Here is a 21,477-nt window from a genome sequence, read left to right on the forward strand (position 1 = left end):
CGACGGCAGCGAGGAGACATCAACCTCTCGTTTCAGGAATGTCACGTCGTTGCCAGAATTTGCACCGTCATGGCGCGCAACTTGCTATTCTGTAACTTCAAGGAGAGAACAATTCATGGCGAAATTTGACGAGATGTACACCAACTTGCCTTACGAGTTTTTCTCTGACGGTGCGCAGGTACGTGACCACTACAAAACCTACGATGCCTGGTTAGCGAAACAGCCCGGAGACATGATGGCCAAGCGCCGCGAAGAATCTGAAATGATTTTTCGACGGGTCGGCATTACCTTTGCCGTGTATGGCGCCAAAGACGAAGACGGCGCGGGCACCGAGCGCCTCATTCCCTTCGACTTGATTCCGCGCATCATCCCGGCCAAAGAATGGGCTGACATGGAGCGCGGTCTGGTGCAACGCGTCACCGCGTTGAACCGCTTCATCTACGACGTCTACCACGACCAAGAAATCATCAAGGCCGGCCACATTCCCGCCGAGCAGGTGATGAACAACGCCCAGTTCCGCCCCGAGATGGTGGGTGTGGACTTGCCCAACAACATTTACTCGCACATCTCCGGCATCGACATCGTGCGCGCCCCGGACGCCCAAGGCAACGGCGAGTACTACGTGCTCGAAGACAACCTGCGCGTGCCCAGCGGCGTGAGCTACATGCTGGAAAACCGCAAGATGATGATGCGGTTGTTCCCCGACCTGTTCAACCGCCATCGCGTGGCGCCGGTCGCGCATTACCCCGACTTGCTGCTGGAGACGCTGCGCGCCTCGGCCCCCGCCACCACGGCCGACCCAACCGTCGTCGTGCTGACCCCCGGCATGTACAACAGCGCTTACTTTGAACACGCTTTCCTCGCGCAGCAAATGGGCATCGAGCTGGTCGAAGGGCAGGACTTGTTCGTCAAAGACAACTTCTGCTACATGCGCACCACGCGCGGCCCCAAGCAAGTCGACGTGATTTACCGCCGGGTGGACGACGACTTCCTCGACCCACAAGTGTTCCGCCCCACATCTACGCTAGGTTGCGCGGGTTTGATGGCCGCCTACAAGGCCGGCAACGTAAACATCTGCAACGGTGTGGGCACCGGTGTGGCCGACGACAAGTCGATTTACCCCTACGTCACCAAGATGATCGAGTTCTATCTTGGCGAGAAGCCCATCCTGAAGAACGTGCCGACCTACATGTGCCGCAACAAAGACGAGTTGCAGTACACGCTCGACAACCTCAAAGACCTAGTGGTGAAAGAAGTGCACGGCGCTGGCGGCTACGGCATGCTGGTAGGCCCGGCTTCCACCAAGGCCGAGATCGAAGAGTTTCGCGCGGCCCTGCTGGCCAACCCCAGCGGCTACATCGCCCAGCCCACGCTCAGCTTGTCGAGCTGCCCCACGTTTGTCGAAAGCGGCATCGCGCCGCGCCACATCGACCTGCGGCCGTTTGTGCTGTCGGGCAAAGAAGTGCAAATGGTGCCGGGTGGCTTGACCCGCGTGGCGCTCAAGGAAGGTTCGCTGGTGGTGAACTCGTCGCAAGGCGGCGGCACCAAAGACACCTGGATCTTGCAGGGGGACACCAACGGCACCGCTAATGGCGCTGCCAACGGCGCCGCAGCCGCAACGGCTTCACAAAGCCAGACGCAAACCCAAACCGCCGCCAAACCAGCCTGAGTTAAAGCCAGAACACGAACAGGAATTACAAGATGCTTTCACGTACCGCTGACCATTTGTTCTGGATGTCCCGTTACACCGAGCGTGCAGAGAACACCGCGCGCATGTTGGACATCAACTACCAAAGCTCGCTGTTGGCGCAAACCGATGCGGCGGCGCAAAGTGGGCTGCAAGGTTTGTTGTCGATCAGCGAACTGCTGCACCCCTACACCCAGAAATATGGCGAGATCAACGCGCACTCGGTGATGGAGTTCATGGTCAAAGACGAGACCAACCCTTCCAGCATCTTCTCGTGCCTGCGCGCCGCGCGTGAAAACGCCCGCGCCGTGCGTGGCAGCCTCACCACCGAAGTGTGGGAAACGCAAAACCAAACCTGGATCGAACTTAACCGCATGCTCAAGTCGGGCGCGTTTGAAGAAGATGCGGCGCAGTTTTTTGATTGGGTGAAGTTCCGCTCGCACCTCTCGCGTGGGGTGCAGTTGGGCACCATGCTGCAAGACGAAGCGTTTTACTTTTCGCGCATGGGCACATTCCTGGAGCGCGCCGACAACACCGCACGTTTGGTCGACGTGAAGTTCCACGCGGTAGAGCGCGACTTCTATGGCGCCGCCACCGGCCGCGACCAAGAGTACGACTTCTACCACTGGAGCGCCATTCTGCGTACTGTGTCTGGCTTCGAGGTGTACCGCAAGGTCTACCGTGACGTGATCAAGCCCGAACGCGTGGCCGAGCTGCTGATCCTGCGCTCCGACATGCCGCGCTCGCTCAGCGCCTGCCTGAACGAAGTGGTCAGCAACCTGACGGTGGTGTCCAGTGACCCCAAGAGCGAAACCCTGCGCCGTGCCGGTCGCCTGAAGGCCGACCTGGAGTTTGCGCGCATCGACGAAATCCTGGCCACGGGCCTGCACGCCTTCCTCACGCAGTTTCTCGACCGCGTGAACGAACTCGGCGCACACGTGAGCCGCGAATTCTTGGGAGCTCCTGCGGCGTAATGTTTAACTCAGTGGCTAACATAGCGGGTACGGATTTCGAATTTGCCAGGCTTGGCGTTCGCCGCCAACGTACACCCTGGCAATGAATTTTTTTACCCGCTGGTTAGGCCGCCTCAGTGTCGGCCGCAAGCTCACACTGATTTACCTGCTCGACCTGACGGCTGTCATTTATGTGTCGGGCATTCTGATCCACGAGAAGTTCAACGCCATCGATTTCACCCGCAAGGAAATCGTTGGCGCCGAATACAGTGCCGCCGTGCGCGATGTGCTCATGCAGCCGTTTTTGCAAAACGGCGTGGCCTCTGGGGTGGCGAACGATGCCTTGCAACGGCTGACGCGGGCGCGTGAAGCGCACGACGACGATCTCAAAACCAAAGAGGCCAGCCAGGCTTTTGTGAGCAGTTGGCAGAGCCTCACAGCGCATCAAGGCAGCCCATCCGCTGCCAACGAAGCCGCCAACGCCATTGCCACCGCTACAGCCAAGCGCCAAATGGTGCGCCAGGCCCGTGAACTGCTCACCACGGTGGGCAACCAGTCCAACCTGATTCTCGACCCCGACCTCGACAGCTACTACGCGATGTCGCTGGTGGCGCTGCGCTTCCCCGAGTTGCTGGAGGTGCTGAACGACACCATGCGCATCGTGCCGGCGACGCCCTCATCCACGCAATCGCCCACACAAATCCCGCCCGGTGGCCTGGCCGACCGGCGCACCGAGCTGTTGATTCTGGCCGGCCGCCTGGATGCCGTGGCGCTGGGCATTCGCTCCGATTACACCCAGGCCTTCGCAGCGGGTGGCCCGCAACAACGCGAGGCTTTGACGCCCGGCCGCGAAGCACTGGAAAAACGCCTGGGCGAATTCTTGGCGGCTGTGCAGGCACTGGCCGATGGGCACGTCGACCCACAAGGTCTGCAGCAACTCAGCGCGCATTACGCTGATTCGCTTGACGCGCTGACCAACGCCTGGGCCGGCACCGCCATTGATTTGGAGCGCTTGCTGCATGACCGTGTCGACCTGCTGTTCACGCGCATGTGGCTGCACCTGGGCACGGCCTTGCTGCTGCTGAGTTGCATTTTGAGCCTGGTCTACGCCGTGGCGCGGCAGATCTCGCGTCCGCTGAAAAACCTGGCCGGTGTGGCCGATGCCGTGCGCCAAACCGGCGACCACGCGCGCCGCGCTGTATGGCACAGCCGCGACGAAATCGGTCAACTGGTGAAAGCCTTCAACGGCATGCTGGCGCAGCTCGACCACCAACGGCTGGAGCAACAAGAGGCCGCCGCTCGCGAACGCGCCGCCGAAGCGCAACAGGCGTTGCTGGAGGCCATTCCGATCCCGCTGGTGGTCACCTCGGTGCCCGACCACGAGGTCTTGCACGCCAACACGCCTGCGCTGCCGTGGCTTGGCCAACGGACGGACGATCCTTGGCGCACGGGCCTGGAGCCGGGCGTGCGCACACGTTTCTTCCAACGCCTGGCCGACCGCGATGCGGTCGACGAATTCGAGGTGCGCTGGATCCACGAAAGCGAGCCGTCGTGGGCCGTGCTGTCGGCACGCCGCCTGCAGTTCAAGGGGCGCGACGCGGTGGTCACCACCTTTACCCCCATCAATGTGCTGAAGGTGATGGAGCGGCGCCTGGAACTCTGGGCCAAGGTGTTTGAAGCGTCTTCCGAGAGCATCATCATCATGGACGCCGAGCAAAAGATTCTCAGCGTCAACAAAGCCTTTTGCCGCAGCACTTCGTATGACTTCTACGAGGTGATTGGCGAACACCTGAGCCTGCTGATGGAAGGCGAGCAGGCCAACGCGGTGTCTAGCCGCTTGGGCCGTTTGTCGCCCGAGCGTGATGCCTGGCAGGGTGAGGTCAACTTCGTCAAACGCTCGGGCGAAACCTACCCGGCGTGGCTCATGATCTCGGCCGTGCGCGAGGGTTCGCGCGCAGGCGAGGTGTCGCAATACATCGGTATTTCGGTCGACATTTCCGACCGCAAGCGTACTGAAGCGCGTGTGCAGTTCCTGGCCCACCACGACGTGTTGACCGAGTTGCCGAACCGCGCGCTGTGCGAGGTGCGCCTGCAAGAAGGGCTTGCCGCTGCCGCCCACTCCAACGAACGCCTGGCCGTGTTGTTCATCGACCTGGACCGTTTCAAAACCATCAACGACACGCTGGGCCACCACATTGGCGACGGCGTGTTGCGCTCGGTGGCACAGCGCCTGAGCAAAGCCGTGCGTTCTGAGGATACCGTGAGCCGCCTGGGTGGCGACGAATACGTGATCATTCTGCGCAACGTGGTGTCGCGCCACGAGGTGGAGCAACTGGTGGAGCGCCGGTTGATCCCGCTGATCCGCCAAACTCACCATGTAGAAGGCCACGAATTACACGTGTCGTGCAGCGTGGGTGTGGCGCTTTATCCCGAAGATGGCGACCAAAGCGACTTGCTGATGCGCCGCGCCGATGCCGCCATGTATGTGGCCAAAAATGCTGGCCGCGACATGGCGCGTTTTTACGAACCCGAAATCGATGCGCTGGCGCTGCAACGCGTGGCCCTGGAGCAACGCCTGCACCAGGCGCTGGCGCTGAACGAACTGAGCCTGGAGTTTCAACCAAAGATCAACACCCGCACCCTGCAGGTGGTGGGGGTCGAGGCCTTGCTACGTTGGCACAGTGCAGAGCTGGGCACGGTGTCGCCCGCGCGCTTCATTCCCCTGGCAGAAGAAACCGGCCTCATTCGCCCCATCGGTTCTTGGGTGTTGCGAGAAGCCTGCCACCAGTTGGCTCGCTGGCACAAAGGCGGGTTGGGTTTCCTCAGCATGTCGGTGAATCTGTCAGCCGTGCAGTTGGGCGACGCGCAACTGGCGCAGCAACTGCAAGAGCTGCTGTATGACGAGGGCTTGGCGCCGTCATCGCTGGAACTGGAGATCACCGAGTCGGTGTTGATGGACAACTCGACCATGGCGGCCGAGCAACTCTCGGCGCTCAAAACCCTGGGTGTCAAACTGTCGATTGACGACTTCGGCACCGGCTATTCCAGCCTGGCCTACTTGAAGCGTTTCGCCATCGACAAACTCAAGGTCGACCAATCGTTTGTGCGCGACATGCTCACCGACCCCACCGACCTCGCCATCGTGCGCGCCATCATCGCGCTGGGCCACACCTTGGGCCTGACCGTGGTGGCCGAAGGTGTGGAGGGCGCGGCCGTGGCCGATTTGCTCAGCGCCATGGAGTGCGATGAACTCCAGGGCTACCACTTCGCCCGGCCCATGAAGCCTGCCGCGTTCGAGGCCTGGCTGCGCAACAACGAACGTGGGTTGAAGGTGCCAGAGCAGACCGAACGGCGTCGCGTCTTCGGTACCTAAATACCCGCCAGCGGGGGTTAAAGCGCGAGTACATACCATGCAGATGAAATGGTTTGAAGACCTGATCGCCCTGGCCGACACACGCAGCTTTACGCGCGCCGCCGAGCTGCGGCACGTCACGCATCCTGCGTTTGGCCGCCGCATCAAGGGCCTGGAGCAATGGGCCGGTGTGGCGTTGGTGGCCCGAGGTGGTGGCCCCGTGACCTTGACGCCAGCCGGTGAGACCTTGCTGCAACACGCGCGGCAAACAGTGCAGTCCCTCTTGCTGGCGCGCAGCGAGCTGCAGCAAAACGCCTTGCCCGGTCAGGCCGAATTTACGCTGGCCACCGGCCGCACCCTGGCCCGCACCATCGCCGCCGATTGGCTGTGGAAGGTGAGGGCGCATACCGCCAACGCCCTGGTGCACGTGCGCACCGGCTCCATGGCCGAGGCACTGCAGCGTCTGGAACGCGGCGAAACCGACTTCACGCTGACCTACCACCACCCGGTGATCGCGCTGCGTTTGAAGCCTTCGCAGTACCTGCAGCACACGGTGGCGCACGACCGCTTGGTGCCGATGTCGCGCGCCAACGCCGATGGCAAAACGCTGTTCAACTTTGAGGGCACCAAGCCGGTGCCGTATTTGGCTTATGCGAACAGCCTGGCCTTGGGCCAACTGGTGGCCGATCATTTGGCCAACCACGCCCAAGCGCCGCGCTTGAAACCGGTGGTGGAAAGCGACTCGGCCGACGCGTTGCTGGAGTACGTGTTGAAGGGCCTTGGCGTGGCGTGGCTGCCGTGGTCTCTGGCCGTGGGCGCTTGCAAAGACAAGAAGATTGCCCCCTTGCCCGGCAAAGCGTTGGAGATCGCGTTCGAGGTGCGCATGGTGCGCGCCAAGCGTCGACTGTCACCATTGGCTGAGACATTATGGGAAGCCGTGAATCCGGTTTAAGCCTTGTTCTGGTGCCAATTCGGCTCAGGTTGTCCCCGTTAAGGTGCGTGCATTAAAAGCACGGATTTGTGCTGATTCGGCACATCGTTGCGTGGGTGCCAATATAAAAATTGGCGAAACTTTTAAGGCCCCACCATGTCACGTCATCTCAAACTTTACATGCCGATGCTATCGGCCGTCTCGGCCATTCTGGCCCTGGGCTTCGCCCCTGCCGCGCACAGCCAGGGCGAAAATTACCCCGATAAACCCATCACCCTGGTGGTCGCTTACCCACCCGGTGGCAGCACCGACCTGACCGGCCGTGCTGTGGCCGACCAGTTGTCGAAGAAGCTGGGTGTGCCCGTGGTGGTAGAAAACGTTGGTGGTGCTGGTGGCGCCATCGGTGCGCAAAAGGTGTCACGGGCCGCGCCCGATGGCTACACCCTGCTGCTGGGGGCAAACAACGAAATCGCCATCAACCGGCTCATCTCGTCTACTGTCAAATACAGCTACAAAGACTTCACGCCCATCGGCTTGGTGGCTTCTCAGCCCCTGGTGCTGGTGACTTCGGTGAACAGCGGCGTGAAGACGGTGGATCAGTTTCTGAAAACCGTGAAAGCCAAGCCCGGCCAATACAGCTACGGCAGTTCGGGCGTGGGCACCTCCTTGCATTTGGCCGGCGAAATGGTCAAGCAGCAGGGCGGTTTGTTCCTCACGCACATTCCCTACCGTGGTGTGGCGCCACTGACCACCGACCTCTACAGTGGCAACATCGACTACGGCGTGTTTGTGTTGTCCAGCGGGCTGCCACACATTCGCAGTGGCAAGGTGGTGGCGCTTGGCATCACCGAGAAAAAGCGCTCCGCCGCGGCGCCCGACATTGCGCCGCTGGCCGACAACCCGGCGTTGAAAGACATGGACATCAGTGTGTGGTTTGCGTTGATGGCGCCGCCCAAGTTGCCCGATGCCGTGGCCGCCAAGCTGCGTAAGGCGCTGAATGAGGCGATGCAAGAGTCCGACTTTCGCAAGAAGCTAGAAGACACCGGCTCCACCATCGCGCCGACGAACGTAGACATGGCCAAGTTCCTGGTGGATGAAACCGCTAAGTACCAAAAGATTGTGGACTTTGCAAAGATCAAAGAATGAGTGATTCCGTTTTTTTACTGAAGCAGCCCGACCTGGCTGCCTGGCGTGTCGGCAACACGGGCACCGAAGGCGTGTGGCATTTCGAATCAAACGTGCCCGGGCCAAAAGTGATGGTGAGCGCGCTGGTGCATGGCAACGAACTGTGTGGCGCCTGGGCGCTGAAAGAACTGTTAGAGGCGGATGTCAAACCATCGGCCGGCGCGCTCACGCTGGCGTTTTGCAACCTCCAGGCGTTTGACCGCTTCGACCCCGCCCACCACGACGCCTCGCGTTTTGTCGACGAAGACATGAACCGCCAGTGGATGCCAGAGCGCATTGCCGAGGCCAAAACCCGTGAACGCCGCCGTGTGGCCGCGCTGCGGCCGTTTGTGGAGCGCGCCGAATGGCTGCTCGATCTGCATTCGATGCACGAGCCGAGCCTGCCGTTGTCGCTCTCGGGTATGCACCCACGCAACGTGGCGCTGGCGCGGCAGTTGCGCGCGCCCGAATACGTGGTGGTGGACGCAGGCCACAAAGACGGCGTGCGCATGCGCGACTTCGGCCGTTTCGGCTTGCCCGATGGGCAGGCGCCGGAAACCCGCTCGCTGTTGATCGAATGCGGCTTCCATGGCGACCCGCAAAGCCTGGTGGTGGCGCGTGACCAATGTGTGCGTTTTCTGGTGCAGGCGGGCGTTCTCTCGGCCGCGTCTGCCGCCGGACAATTGCCTGGCTGGCGACAACCCGATCCCGCGCAGCAATGGGCGCTGTACGTCACCGGCCCGGTGGTCGCCAAAAGCGAGCGCTTCACCTTCAACCAGCCGTTCAGAGGGCTGGAGGTGATCGCCACCGCTGGCACCGTGATTGGCGACAACGACGGCGAACCCGTGACCACGCCGTACGACGATTGCGTGCTGGTGATGCCCTCCACACGGCAGGCGCGCGCGGGCGTGACGGTGGTACGTTTTGCGCGCCGCGAAGCACTAGTTTGAGGGCAACCGCTGCGCTGAGTTGATCTCTTGCACGGGCGGCCTATGATGGGTTGGCATGAACCCATCCCGCCCCGTGCCGAAACCCGTGATCGACACCAACCGCTGCACCGGCTGCGGCTGGTGTGTGCCCACGTGCCATCTGCATTTGCTCTCGCTGGAGCGGCAGGGCTGGGAGAAGTTTTCGGTGTTGAACGACATTGATGCTTGCACGGGCTGTAAGAAATGCGCCGTGCGCTGCCCGTTCGACGCCATCACCATGCGTGAAATGCCCGCCTGAATGTCCACGTGGGCGTTGGTGCGTTGCGTACAGGGGTGAAAATCACCAGATGCACCAACCCAATTCTTTTTCTGCTCGTGGCACCTGGCTGACCTCCACCGTGTTGGCCGCTGTTCTGGCCGGCTGCGCTTCTGCACCGCCAAAGACGCCCCCGCCGTCTGTGACGCCCGTGGCGCCAACCGTGCCAGCGGCTGCCGCACCTGCGCCAACCTCAACGCCTGCCACCACATCAGTTGCCAACGACGAAGCTGCGTTGCAACTTGGCTTCACCCGCTGGGTTGAAGGTTTTGTCGCATCGGCCCGCGCCGCAGGCATCAGCGACACGGTTTTGAAGGCCGCATTTGCCGACGTGCGCTACCTGCCGCGAGTGGTCGAGCTAGACCGCGCCCAGCCCGAGTTCACCCGCACCGTGTGGGCTTACCTCGACACGGCGGTGTCGCCACAGCGCGTGATGCGCGGGCAAGACAAGCTGCTGGAAGTGCGCACGCAGGCCGATGCCGCCGCCGCGCGTTTTGGTGTGCCCGCCAGCATTCTGGTGGCGATATGGGGCATGGAGAGCAACTACGGCAGCAACTACGGCGATATTCCCACCATCGACGCCTTGGCCACCTTGGGCTTTGAAGGGCGGCGCGAAGATTGGGCGCGTGGCCAGTTGATGGCTGCGATGAGGATTTTGCAGAACGGCGACATCGACCGCCAGCACATGATCGGCTCGTGGGCCGGCGCCATGGGGCAAACGCAGTTTTTGCCGTCGAACTTTCTGGCTTACGCGGTGGATGCCGATGGTGATGGTCGCCGCGACATCTGGGGCAGCATGGCCGATGTGTTGTCGTCCACCGCCAACTTCCTGGCGCGCTCGGGCTGGCAGGCCGACCAACCCTGGGGCACCGAGGTGCAATTGCCACCAGGCTTCGACGTGAGCCGTGCAGACCCCAGCGTGCGCCAGTCTGCCACGCAGTGGACGGCCGAGGGCTTGCGCAGCATGGACGGCGCCCCATTACCGCCGTTGACTGAAGCTGAAATCTTGCTGCCTGCAGGCGCACGCGGTCCGGCATTTTTGGTGGGGCCGAGCTTTCGCTCGATCTTGCGCTACAACAACTCCACCAGTTACGCGCTGGGCGTGAGTTTGCTGTCGCAGCGCATCGCGGGCGGCCCGGGCGTGGTGGCCGCCTGGCCGCGCGACTTGCAAGCGCTGACGCGCAGCCAACTGGTCACGCTGCAGACCACCCTGAACCAACGCGGCTTTGCCACCGGCAAGCCCGACGGCATGATGGGCCCGGCGACGCGAGAGGGGATTCGGGGCTACCAGCGTAGCCTTGGCGTTCCGGCGGATGGCTATCCGAGCCTAGATTTGCTGCAGCGGCTGCAGACGCCTTAGCGCAACGCTTGTAGGTCAACCGCGCGCAGGCTTCTTACGAGCGGTGGGGGCCTTAGGCTTCGGCTTTGCTTTGGGCTTGGGTGCAGTACCCGAGCGCAACACCGCTTCCCATGCCAGCCGCGCCCAGGCGGCGGCTTCTTCGCGGTCTTCGAACACCTCGGGTGGTGCCTGGTAATACGACACCCGAACCGTCTTGCCCTTGGCCTCGTACTCGAACGGCGCCAGGTGTTTGGCCTCAAACGCCGCCACGGTTTGGGCGTCCGCTTTCAAGTAAAGCTGGTCGCTCAAGACCAGGCCAAACATGCGCCCATCGTGGAACACGCCGTGCCCGCCGAACATGCGCTTGAGCGTGATACGGCCAAAGCGCTCAAAGGCTTCGTGCAGATGTTCGGCGAAGTCACTCACGGCTGGCACTCCTCAGGGTTTAATGGTCGCTCTTCTGGCTATGTGACAGCAGCTTGTCGGTATAGGCAATCGCCATGGCGCTGAGCAAGAACACCACGTGGATGATGGTCTGCCACATCAGCACTTTTTCGTCGTAGTTCGCGGCGTTGATAAACGTCTTGAGCAGGTGGATGGACGAGATGCCGATGATGGCCGTGGCCAGCTTCACCTTCAGCACCGACGCGTTCACGTGGCTCAGCCATTCGGGTTGGTCGGGGTGCGACTCCAAGTTCATGCGGCTCACAAAGGTCTCATACCCGCCCACGATCACCATGATCAACAGATTGGAGATCATCACCACGTCGATTAGCGCCAGCACCACCAGCATGATGATGACTTCGTTCAGACTGGTGAGGTCGGCCGACTCTTTGTAGCCCACGCTGTGCACTAGGGCCTGCAGCGCGGTCTGGCTGCCGAACGCGGCTTCCAGCAAATGCACCAGTTCCACCCAGAAGTGGTAGACATAGACCGCCTGTGCGGCGATGAGGCCGAGGTACAGCGGCAACTGCAGCCAGCGGCTGGCAAAAATAAAACCGGACAGTTGGCGCAAGCCCAGGTTTTGTTGGGGAGAAATAGGGGGTTTGGACATTAGAGTAGTGGGTTTAGGGAAAACCAGTGGAATTGTAGGGGGCGGCACCTGGCTGAAGTGGCAGACCTTACGGTTTACAGGTCGTCATGTTGAGCAAACCGGAGGCACCCCTTCACTTCGTGTCGGGAGTACCCGGGTAAAACACGCTGACTCAGCATCCCGCACAAAATCAGTCCACAGTCAGTGCCTTGTAAGAGGCAACATCGACATTTCGGGGCGCTAGCCTACGTACACGCATTTGCAGACGCTTTTGCAGAAACAGTCATTGAAGGAGACATAACACCATGGCAACCCCAGCAGCATCTTCCGCGTCGATCGAGTCCGTCTTGGTCGAAAATCGTGTGTTTCCGCCGGCTGAGGCCGTGGTCGCCAAGGCACGTATTTCCGGCATGGCGGCGTACGACGCACTGTGTGCCGAGGCCGCCAGTGACTTCGAAGGTTTCTGGGCCCGCTTGGCACGCGAAAACGTGTTGTGGAACAAGCCTTTCACACAAACGCTGGACGAGTCCAACGCGCCTTTCTACCAATGGTTTGCTGATGGCGAGCTCAACGCCTCGGCCAACTGCCTGGACAAACACATCGGCACGCCGACCGAGAACAAAACGGCCGTGATCTTCGAAGCCGATGACGGCACCGTCATCAAGACCAGCTACAAAGAACTGCTGGCGCGCGTGAGCCAGTTTGCCAATGCGCTGAAGGCCGATGGCATTCAAAAGGGCGACCGCGTGTTGGTCTACATGCCGATGACGCTTGAAGGCGTGATCGCCATGCAGGCCTGCGCGCGCATTGGCGCCACCCACAGCGTGGTGTTCGGCGGCTTCTCGGCCAAGGCGCTGAACGAGCGCATCATCGACGCGGGTGCTGTGGCGGTCATCACCGCCAATTTCCAGATGCGTGGTGGCAAAGAGTTGCCGCTGAAAGCCATTGTGGACGAGGGCATCGCCATGGGCGGCTGCGAGTCCATCAAGACGGTGTTTGTCTACGAGCGCACCGCCACGGCCTGCAACATGGTGGCCGGGCGCGACAAGACTTTTGCGCAAGCGCTGGCGGGCCAAAGCACCACCTGTGCCCCGGTGGCCGTGGGCGCCGAGCACCCGCTGTTCATCCTCTACACCTCGGGCTCTACCGGCAAACCCAAGGGCGTGCAGCACAGTACGGGCGGCTACCTGTTGTGGGCCAAGCTCACCATGGACTGGACGTTCGACCTGCGCCCAGACGACGTGTTCTGGTGCACGGCCGACATCGGCTGGATCACCGGCCACACCTACGTGGCCTACGGCCCGCTGGCCGCCGGTGCCACGCAAATCATCTTTGAAGGTGTGCCCACATACCCTAACGCCGGCCGCTTCTGGCAGATGATCGAGAAACACAAGTGCACGATCTTCTACACCGCGCCCACCGCCATTCGCTCGCTGATCAAGGCGGCCGAGGGCGATGCCGCCGTGCACCCCGACCGCTCGAATCTGGACAGCCTGCGCATCCTGGGCTCGGTGGGTGAGCCCATCAACCCCGAAGCCTGGATGTGGTATCACAAGAACGTGGGCCACGAACGCTGCCCGATTGTCGACACCTTCTGGCAGACCGAAACCGGCGGCCACATGATCACCCCGCTGCCCGGCGCCACGCCGCTGGTGCCCGGAAGCTGCACGCTGCCGTTGCCCGGCATCATGGCCGCCATCGTCGATGAGACCGGCAACGACCTGCCCAATGGCGCGGGCGGCATGCTGGTGGTGAAGCGCCCCTGGCCGTCGATGATCCGCACCATCTGGAACGACCCGGCACGCTTCAAGAAAGCCTACTTCCCAGAAGAAATGGGCGGCACGATTTACCTCGCCGGAGATGGCGCCGTGCGCAGTGCCGACCGTGGCTACTTCCGCATCACCGGCCGCATCGACGATGTGCTCAACGTCAGCGGCCACCGCATGGGCACGATGGAAATCGAGTCGGCCCTGGTGTCGAAAACCGACCTCGTGGCCGAAGCCGCCGTGGTGGGCCGCCCCGACGATTTGACCGGCGAGGCGATCTGCGCCTTCGTGGTGCTGAAGCGCTCGCGCCCCACCGGCGAAGAAGCCAAACAAATCGCCAACGAGTTGCGCAACTGGGTGGCCAAGGAGATCGGCCCGATTGCCAAGCCCAAAGACATCCGTTTTGGCGACAACTTGCCCAAGACGCGCAGCGGCAAAATCATGCGCCGTTTGCTGCGCAGTCTGGCGAAGGGGGAGTCGATCACGCAGGACACCTCTACGCTAGAAAATCCAGCGATCCTGGATCAATTAGCTGAAAAGCTTTGATCTAGGAACCTGCCGCGCCGCAAGGCGTGGCGGGCGGCGCACTGCGCCGTCGCTGGGTTTGACGACACTCATTTCGCGCAGCGAAGTGACGTGGCGGCAAAATCCTCATCCCTCTGGATCAACTCGCCGAAAAGCTTTGATCGAGGTGTGCTTCTGAATTAGGAGCGACTTGCGCAATTACACCGTGTGCAAAATGCCAATTCGATGCATGAAAAAAGCCGCTTTTGGCAGCGGCTTTTTCTTTGCGCGCAAAACGGTTTACTTCTGCGTCAGTACCCAGTCCGCCAGCTTCTTGGCGTCCGCCTCGTTCACCTGCCGGTTGGCCGGCATGGGCACCGCGCCCCACACCGAACCGCCACCGTTGATGATCTTCTTGGCCAGGCGATCAGACGCGGTGGCGTCGCCTTTATAGCGTTCGGCAATTTTCTTGAACTCCGGGCCCACGCGGCCTTTGTCGTGGCAGGCCATGCAGTGTTTGGATTTGGCCAGGGCTTCGTCGGCCTGCGCGGGGGCTGCCATCACCAGAAGAAGTGATGACAGCAGGGGCAGGCTCATCAGCAAACGCAGCATTGTTTTCCTCATCGATTGGGGTACATTCCTCCACATTCTGTCTCGGAGGCGGATCACCCCGGCTTGTCGGGGGCCTCTAAGCAGCCGTTGGCGATTCGCCATTTTCTACCGGAGTTTTGGATGTATCTGCTCGTGCTGGGCATCGTCTTGCTGTTGCTGAAGTACCTGGAAATCGGGCCCGTCGCTGTGTGGAGTTGGTGGACGGTGCTGGCGCCATTTGTCTTGGCGGCGGCCTGGTGGGCGTGGGCGGACTACAGCGGCTACACCAAGCGCAAGGCAGTCGAGGCGGAAGAAGCGCGCAAAAAGCGCCGCATCGACAAGCACCGTGACAACATGGGTTTGCCGCCGAAGAAACCGCGTTGAGCCGATAGTCGCTACGGTGCGTCAAGCTTGCCGCAAGCTGCGGCTGGTCACCTGGTGTTCGCGCTTGAGTGCATAGGCCAAGGCGCTTGGGCTGCTGTAGCCCACTTCCAGCGCCACCATCTCCAAGGTTTTTCCCGCTTTGAGCTGCTGCATCGCCGCCTGCAGCCGACGCGCGCGCAGATACGCCTGTGGTGTGGTGCCGGTCAATTCCAGTAGCCGCGCGTGAAAGCGTTGCGGGCTGAGGTGGAACAGCGCGGCCATCTGCGCGGTGCTCCAGGCGCTGTGCAGGGCCGCATCGAGGGCGCTGTCGAGTTGGCTCAGGCCGAGCTCACGGCGCAGCAGGATGCGGGGCGCCGCCAACAGCATTTGCAGATGGTGTGTGTGCGTGTTGTCATCTTGCATGCCGGGTGCGGCCACTTGCTTGGCGACCATCAGGCAATCGGCGGTGACGGCAAACCGCCGAACCCGGTCGGTGGCCGTTTGCGCGGGCGCGTCTATCACCAGCATGCGGGCTTGTGGCGCCAAAAAGCCATGGGTCATGCCTGCGGGCACGATCACGCCGCTGCTGGTGTCTGCATACGCGGCGTGGCCTTCAATCTCCAGTTCCATCCGCCCATCCAGCGCAAACATCAGTTGGGCATGGTCGTGGGCGTGCGCCACGTACTCGCCGGTGTAGCGGCGAATGGAGCAGGTGGCAGCAATGGACGGATGGGCAGGCATGCGGGGAGTTTTCAACAACGCGCGTGGCGCGTGCTTTGCAAGGCTAGCACGTTCCGCCCTCTGCATGCCATGCGATGGCCGCTTGCTCACACCAAAGAAAAAGACCTCTCGGAAGGAGCCGCAAAGGTATGCTGCGGTCCCTTCGCCGAAAGATCTGTGCAGGGGACTCCCTCAGCGCCTGCACTCCCGCTGACGCTGACCGATGCGATGGCTTACGCAGCTACAGCGTGGACGGTTTGCGCGTTCACCACCTCGATGAGCTTGCGCAACATCTCGCCGTCTGCCGCGTGTTCCAGCGCTACAGCAGGGCGCTCGGTTGGGATGTCGTGTGGCAGTCCGCCCATAAAACCAGCCAGCAACTTGCTCAAGGGACCGTCACCAAAGTTCAGCACGGTCTCGATTGTGGGCAAGGGCGCCGTTGGATTTTCTTGGGCAAAGAACACGTCTTCGCTCATCAGTGTGCTGCCATCGGTGCGCGCGGCGGTGGACTCGATGTGCAGCTTGCCCTGAGCGTCGTACGTCAGGTTCAACTGCGTGGAGACGGCGTCGATGCCGTGTTGTGCCAGCGTTTGGATTTCTCCCGCTTGCACCACGGCGTCACCGTTGTCGACCCACAGTTCAATGCCCTTGAGTTCAGCGCCGGACAGCTTGCCGTCCTGGTTGGCATCGAGTGCGGCCATTTTGTAATAGCCATTGCCATAGCCGTCCTGCCCGCCGAACAGGCGCGAGCCGTCCATGTGGCTCGCGGCCAGGCCGTCGCGGTTGTCGATCAGAATGCCGTCGCCTGAGCCGTTGAACCACTCAATGGTGTCCTTCTTGCCGTCGGCATCGATGTCAAAGCTGACGGTGTGGCCCAACGCTGCGCCTGCGTCTTTTTGGTAGGACGATGTGGCGCCGGTCACGCCGATGTGGCCGTCACCGTTCAGGTCGAGCGCCACCGGGGTGATGATGGTGATCTTGCGAATGTTGGAGTAGATCTCGCCGTCGTAGCAGGCGTTGTTTTCGATGCTGCCCGAATCTTTGTTCGCGAAGTCCATGGAGTAGTCCACGTACTGGTTGGTGAAATCCAATACCAGCTTCTTGGCTTGCACATCGGCAACGGAAATTTCGTAGGACTGCCCTTGACTGAAGTCCAGCGCCACGCCGTCGTACAAAATTTTTCCGTACTGTGCACTCGCGCCTTGCAGGCCGTACACGACGAAGGCTACACGGGTATCGATGTCACTGGGGGTGCCAGTGTTGAGTGTGCCGAACTGTTGCAGTTTGTCGGCGGCATCGATGAAGTCGCCGAAGTCTGCGTAGGTGTAAATGTGCTGCCAATGAGAAACGCCTTGTGAGCCGTAGGCAAAGTCCCATTCCCCCGGGTGATAGTGGGCACCGTTACCCGCCGTGGGGGCATCGGATACGGGCTTGACGGTGATGTCTACGTATTGATCAAACGTGCGCCCAGCCGCATCTTGCACCGTGTAGACCAGACGGTCATTGCCATAGTAGTTGGTCATCGTCTTGTAGGTGACGTTGCCATCGGCCGTGAACGAGATGGCTCCTGCACGGCTTTGGAACAATGAGTCGAGATCTGTTGTCTCGTGGCGCACATTGATCAGTTTCAGGCCTGCACCGCTGTCGTTTGCCAGCACATTGAAGGTCTTCGACAGGTCTTCACACACGCTGACGGCGTCACGCTCCAGTGTGACCGGAGGCGCTTTGAGGCCGGCGTCGACGGTCAGGTTCTGCTGACCAGACGTCAGGGTGTACAAACCCGTTTTACCGGTGGTGACATTGGCATCACTGTCCAGTCCGTCGTTGCCGACGTTGGCAGTGGTGAATTGCAGGCCGTTCGGCTTGACAAACTGTACCGCGTACTGGCCGGGGGCCAAGTCGGTGAACAGGTAGTTGCCGTTGGCATCGGTGGTCTTCGTTCCCACAACGGTGCCTGCAGCGTTGAGCAAGTTCACCGTGACGTTGGCGATGCCGTTTTCGCCTGTGTCTTGCACACCGTTGCCATTGGTGTCGAGCCACACGCGATCCCCCAGGCTGGCGGTGTTGGCTACTTTCAGGCCCGCGTCGACGGTCAGATTTTGCTCACCTGCGGCCAGGGTGTAGAGGCCGGTGCGGCCGGTGGTGGTGTTGGCATCACTATCGGTCGCATCTGCGCCAGTGTTTTGGCTGGTGAAGTTGTAGCCCGTGGGTTTGGTGAACTCTACGGCGTACTGGCCGGCTGCCAGATTGTTGAACAGGTAGTTGCCGTTGGCATCGGTAGTTTGCGTGGCGATCACGGCACCGGCTGCGTTCAACAGTTTCACTGTGACATTGGCCACGCCAGCTTCTCCGGCGTCTTGTTGGCCGTTGCCGTTGGTGTCGAGCCAGACTCTGTCTCCCAAGCTGGCGGTGTTCAGAGGCTTGAGGCCTGCGTCGACGCTGGTGTTGATGTCGCCGGACTTCAGGGTGTAGCAGCCAGTGATACCGGTGCTGGGGTTGGCGTCCGAATCCAGCGCGTCGTTGCCCACGTCCACCGTGGTGAACTGTGTGCCAGTCGGCGCATAGAACTTGACGTGGTAGGTGCCAGGGATCAGGTTGGCGAACAGGTAGTTGCCGTTGGCATCGGTGGTCGTGGTGGCCACCAAAACATTGGTGATGCAGTTGTACAACTCGACCTTGACGCCGGAGGCGCCGGTTTCGCCGGTGTCCTGCACACCGTTGCCATTGGTGTCGTTCCAGACCCTGTCGCCGAGGCTGGCGGTTTTGTAGACACCCGCATCGACCGTCAGGTTTTGCTCGCCAGCGGCCAGGGTGTAGAGGCCGGTGCGGCCGGTGACGGTGTTGGCATCGCTGTCGGTCACGTCGGCACCGATGTTCTGGCCGGTGAGGGTGTAGCCGCTGGGTTTGGTGAACTCCACGGCGTACTGTCCGGCTGCCAGATTGTTGAACAGGTAGTTGCCGTTGGCATCGGTAGTTTGCGTGGCGATCACGGCACCGGCTGCGTTCAACAGTTTCACTGTGACATTGGCCACGCCAGCTTCTCCGGCGTCTTGTTGGCCGTTGCCGTTGGTGTCGAGCCAGACTCTGTCTCCCAAGCTGGCGGTGTTCAGAGGCTTGAGGCCTGCGTCGACGCTGGTGTTGATGTCGCCGGACTTCAGGGTGTAGCAGCCAGTGATACCGGTGCTGGGGTTGGCGTCCGAATCCAGCGCGTCGTTGCCCACGTCCACCGTGGTGAACTGTGTGCCAGTCGGCGCATAGAACTTGACGTGGTAGGTGCCAGGGATCAGGTTGGCGAACAGGTAGTTGCCGTTGGCATCGGTGGTCGTGGTGGCCACCAAAACATTGGTGATGCAGTTGTACAACTCGACCTTGACGCCGGAGGCGCCGGTTTCGCCGGTGTCCTGCACACCGTTGCCATTGGTGTCGTTCCAGACCCTGTCGCCGAGGCTGGCGGTTTTGTAGACACCCGCATCGACCGTCAGGTTTTGCTCGCCAGCGGCCAGGGTGTAGAGGCCGGTGCGGCCGGTGACGGTGTTGGCATCGCTGTCGGTCACGTCGGCACCGATGTTCTGGCCGGTGAGGGTGTAGCCGCTGGGTTTGGTGAACTCCACGGCGTACTGTCCGGCGGCGAGGTTGGTGAACAGATAGTTGCCGTTGGCATCGGTCGTGGTGGTGGCGACGACCACGCCTGCCGCGTTCAAGAGTTTCACGATGACGTTGGACAAACCTGCTTCACCAGCGTCTTGCTGGCCGTTGGCATTGCTGTCGACCCAAACTCTGTCGCCCAGGCTGGCCGTTGGGGGGCAGTCGCATGGCGGCGCTTGCAGTCCCACGTCCACGCTGAGGTTTTGCTCACCGAGCGCAAGGGTGTACATGCCGGATCGCCCGGTAACGGTGTCGACGTCGCTGTCGGTGGTGTCTGGGCCCACGTCACGCAGTGTGAAGCTGTAGTCACCTGGTTTGACTACTTCGATGGCGTACTGGCCACCACCGAGGCCGGTAAACAGGTAATTGCCGTTGGCATCGGTTTGTTGGGTTGCCAAGACGCGGCCAACTCCGTCAAGCAGTTTGACGGTGACGCCTGCGACGCCGGTCTCGCCTGCGTCTTGAATGCCGTTTTTGTTCGCGTCGAGCCAAACGCGATCGCCGATGGCAGTGGTTAGGGTGCCGGGATTGATGGTCATATCAGCCTCACTGGGGAATTGAGAAAAGCAGGAAACAAGCTGGTGAGAGCGCGAAGCGCTGTGCAAACATGCAGGGCGTGTCAGCAGACGTGGTGGTAAAAGAAGAGGTGAAAAACTGGATGCAATTATGTTTTTGAATAGAAATTGAATTCCTTTTGTTAATTCAAAATAGATTGCATATTCTTTTTTGTGTGGTCTTATTGTTTGTACAAAACGGCCAATCTGAAGTGTGCTTGGCGCAACAAAAGCGGCCAATTTTTGAAATTTGTGTAAGCACTACCCCGGTGCTGAAGCACGCTCGGCGGTGTGCGTGAAGATGTGTATGGCCTGTAAGGCCTTGAACACGCCTGAGGCGTATGGGTCGGCGTGCAATTGCGGCATGCGCGTTCAGCGCATCGCCTTGGGCTCACCTTGGCGGCGGCGTATTGCGAGAGATCGGCCCGTGGCTTGCCTGTGCGGCATGAGGGGCGTAGAAGCGGCAAAGCCGTCCCGGGGGACGGCTACTAAGGTGTCGCAGCGGGGGCGCTCATCCGCAGGCAGGAGAAGGCCCGTGCGCTGAATGTCGGGCTGCGGGGAGGAGGCGTCAGCAATGACGCCCGGCGCATTTAGTCGCCCTTGATGTGCCGCGCCTTGATCAACTCGCCAAAACGCACACCGTCGGACGCCGCGCGGTTGTGAAAGTCGGCTGGCGACATCGGTGCAGGCTCGCCGCCCAGGGCTGCAATGCGTTCCTTGGCTGCGGGCGTGGCCAGGATCTTGTTGATCTCGGTGTTCAGCTTGGTGATGACTTCAGCCGGTGTGCCAGCCGGCGCGTAGACGCCAAACACGGTGTCGGCGTCAAAACCCTTCAGGCCGACTTCGTCCAGCGTGGGCACGTTGGGGAACAGCGGTGAACGTTTCAGGCTGCCCACGGCCAACAGCTTGAGCTTGCCGGCGCGCACCTGGTTCAGGCCGATGCCGGGGTCGAACATGAAGTCGATCTGGCCGCCCAGCAGGTCTTGCATGGCGGGCGCGGCACCTCTATAGGGCACATGCAGCGCGTACAGGCCGGCTTGGTCTTTGAAGAGTTCACCGGCTAAATGGGGCGAACTGCCGTTGCCGGGCGAGCCGTACGAGAACTTGCCGGGGTTGGCCTTCAGTTGCGCCATGAATTCCTGGATGGTTCCAGCCTTGAAGTCGGCACGGGTTTCCAGAAACACCAGCACGCGCGCGGCCGCCGCCACGGGCACCAGGTCTTTGGCGGGGTCGAACGACATCTTGGGGTAGATGAAGGGGTTGACCGACACCATGCCGCCCGAGCTCATCAGCAGCGTGTAGCCGTCCGCTGGCGCCTTGGCCACCGCGTCGCCGCCGACGTTGCCACCCGCGCCGCCACGGTTGTCGATCACCACCGGCTGGCCCAGTACCTCTTGCAGCGGCTGCGCGATGATGCGCGCGATTTGGTCGGCCGCGCCGCCTGGCGGAAAGTTGACCACCATGCGGATCGGCTTGGTGGGCCAGGCTTGGGCTTGCGCCAACGGGGCGAAGCTGGCGCCCGCCAGCGCGGCGACGGCCAAGACGACACTTTGAAGCTGGCGCCGACGGGGCAGGGATGTTGTTGTTTTGGACATGTTGTCTCCTTGTTTTAACGAATCAGAAAAAGCGA

General features: G+C 61.4%; 16 protein-coding genes. 10 read left to right on the forward strand and 6 right to left on the reverse strand.

The features are described 5' to 3' along the window. The first annotated feature begins 115 nt into the window (after positions 1-115). The 8 genes from ACPWMG_RS10330 to ACPWMG_RS10365 all read left to right on the forward strand — a co-directional run bounded on the left by ACPWMG_RS10330 (position 116) and on the right by ACPWMG_RS10365 (position 10,692). A complete protein-coding gene (locus ACPWMG_RS10330; protein WP_483304551.1) occupies positions 116-1,669 on the forward strand; it encodes a circularly permuted type 2 ATP-grasp protein in 1,554 nt (517 codons plus the stop codon). A gap of 32 nt (positions 1,670-1,701) precedes the next feature. Next, a complete protein-coding gene (locus ACPWMG_RS10335) occupies positions 1,702-2,661 on the forward strand; it encodes an alpha-E domain-containing protein (protein ID WP_483304552.1) in 960 nt (319 codons plus the stop codon). A gap of 82 nt (positions 2,662-2,743) precedes the next feature. Next, positions 2,744-6,013, forward strand: coding sequence for a bifunctional diguanylate cyclase/phosphodiesterase (locus ACPWMG_RS10340; protein WP_483304553.1), 3,270 nt, complete (start codon positions 2,744-2,746; stop codon positions 6,011-6,013). A 37-nt stretch (positions 6,014-6,050) separates the two neighbouring features. Next, entirely contained in the window at positions 6,051-6,944 is an 894-nt protein-coding gene (locus tag ACPWMG_RS10345; protein WP_483304554.1) for a LysR family transcriptional regulator, read from the forward strand. A 135-nt stretch (positions 6,945-7,079) separates the two neighbouring features. Further along, positions 7,080-8,069 carry a Bug family tripartite tricarboxylate transporter substrate binding protein gene (locus tag ACPWMG_RS10350; RefSeq protein WP_483304555.1) on the forward strand — a complete coding sequence of 330 codons (990 nt, stop codon included), beginning with the start codon at positions 7,080-7,082 and terminating at the stop codon, positions 8,067-8,069. Then, positions 8,066-9,037: a M14 family metallopeptidase gene (locus ACPWMG_RS10355; protein ID WP_483304556.1), complete on the forward strand. Its 972-nt coding sequence runs from the start codon at positions 8,066-8,068 to the stop codon at positions 9,035-9,037. The genes ACPWMG_RS10350 and ACPWMG_RS10355 overlap by 4 nt, the downstream gene beginning before the upstream one ends. A gap of 55 nt (positions 9,038-9,092) precedes the next feature. Then, positions 9,093-9,314: an ATP-binding protein gene (locus ACPWMG_RS10360; RefSeq protein WP_483304557.1), complete on the forward strand. Its 222-nt coding sequence runs from the start codon at positions 9,093-9,095 to the stop codon at positions 9,312-9,314. 49 nt (positions 9,315-9,363) lie between these two features. After that, positions 9,364-10,692: a lytic murein transglycosylase gene (locus ACPWMG_RS10365; RefSeq protein ID WP_483304558.1), complete on the forward strand. Its 1,329-nt coding sequence runs from the start codon at positions 9,364-9,366 to the stop codon at positions 10,690-10,692. A 15-nt stretch (positions 10,693-10,707) separates the two neighbouring features. Here ACPWMG_RS10365 and ACPWMG_RS10370 read toward each other — a convergent pair whose 3' ends face one another. Both ACPWMG_RS10370 and ACPWMG_RS10375 read right to left on the reverse strand, forming a co-directional pair. Then, positions 10,708-11,097, reverse strand: a complete 390-nt coding sequence (locus tag ACPWMG_RS10370) for a TfoX/Sxy family protein (RefSeq protein WP_483304559.1) — start codon at positions 11,095-11,097, stop codon at positions 10,708-10,710. Positions 11,098-11,116: 19 nt separating this feature from the next. Then, entirely contained in the window at positions 11,117-11,725 is a 609-nt protein-coding gene (locus ACPWMG_RS10375; RefSeq protein ID WP_483304560.1) for a TIGR00645 family protein, read from the reverse strand. A gap of 284 nt (positions 11,726-12,009) precedes the next feature. Here ACPWMG_RS10375 and acs point away from each other — a divergent pair, with 284 nt between their 5' ends. Then, positions 12,010-14,016, forward strand: a complete 2,007-nt coding sequence (gene acs / locus ACPWMG_RS10380) for an acetate--CoA ligase (protein WP_483304561.1) — start codon at positions 12,010-12,012, stop codon at positions 14,014-14,016. 258 nt (positions 14,017-14,274) lie between these two features. Here acs and ACPWMG_RS10385 read toward each other — a convergent pair whose 3' ends face one another. After that, positions 14,275-14,598, reverse strand: coding sequence for a c-type cytochrome (locus ACPWMG_RS10385; RefSeq protein ID WP_483304562.1), 324 nt, complete (start codon positions 14,596-14,598; stop codon positions 14,275-14,277). A 108-nt stretch (positions 14,599-14,706) separates the two neighbouring features. On the opposite strand from ACPWMG_RS10385, the gene ACPWMG_RS10390 reads away from it, so the two are divergent. Continuing rightward, complete coding sequence (locus tag ACPWMG_RS10390) at positions 14,707-14,949, forward strand: TIGR04438 family Trp-rich protein (protein ID WP_483304563.1); 243 nt, start codon at positions 14,707-14,709, stop codon at positions 14,947-14,949. 21 nt (positions 14,950-14,970) lie between these two features. On the opposite strand, the gene ACPWMG_RS10395 is transcribed toward ACPWMG_RS10390, so the two are convergent. The 3 genes from ACPWMG_RS10395 to ACPWMG_RS10405 form a co-directional block, all read right to left on the reverse strand. Next, entirely contained in the window at positions 14,971-15,669 is a 699-nt protein-coding gene (locus ACPWMG_RS10395; RefSeq protein ID WP_483304564.1) for a helix-turn-helix transcriptional regulator, read from the reverse strand. A gap of 212 nt (positions 15,670-15,881) precedes the next feature. Then, complete coding sequence (locus tag ACPWMG_RS10400) at positions 15,882-19,832, reverse strand: SdrD B-like domain-containing protein (protein WP_483304565.1); 3,951 nt, start codon at positions 19,830-19,832, stop codon at positions 15,882-15,884. Between the two features lie 605 nt (positions 19,833-20,437). Continuing rightward, positions 20,438-21,442 carry a Bug family tripartite tricarboxylate transporter substrate binding protein gene (locus ACPWMG_RS10405; protein ID WP_483304566.1) on the reverse strand — a complete coding sequence of 335 codons (1,005 nt, stop codon included), beginning with the start codon at positions 21,440-21,442 and terminating at the stop codon, positions 20,438-20,440. Positions 21,443-21,477 lie beyond the last annotated feature (35 nt).

This window comes from Hydrophilobacter chitinilyticus, assembly GCF_049860745.1.
Lineage (GTDB): Bacteria > Pseudomonadota > Gammaproteobacteria > Burkholderiales > Burkholderiaceae_C > Rhodoferax_B.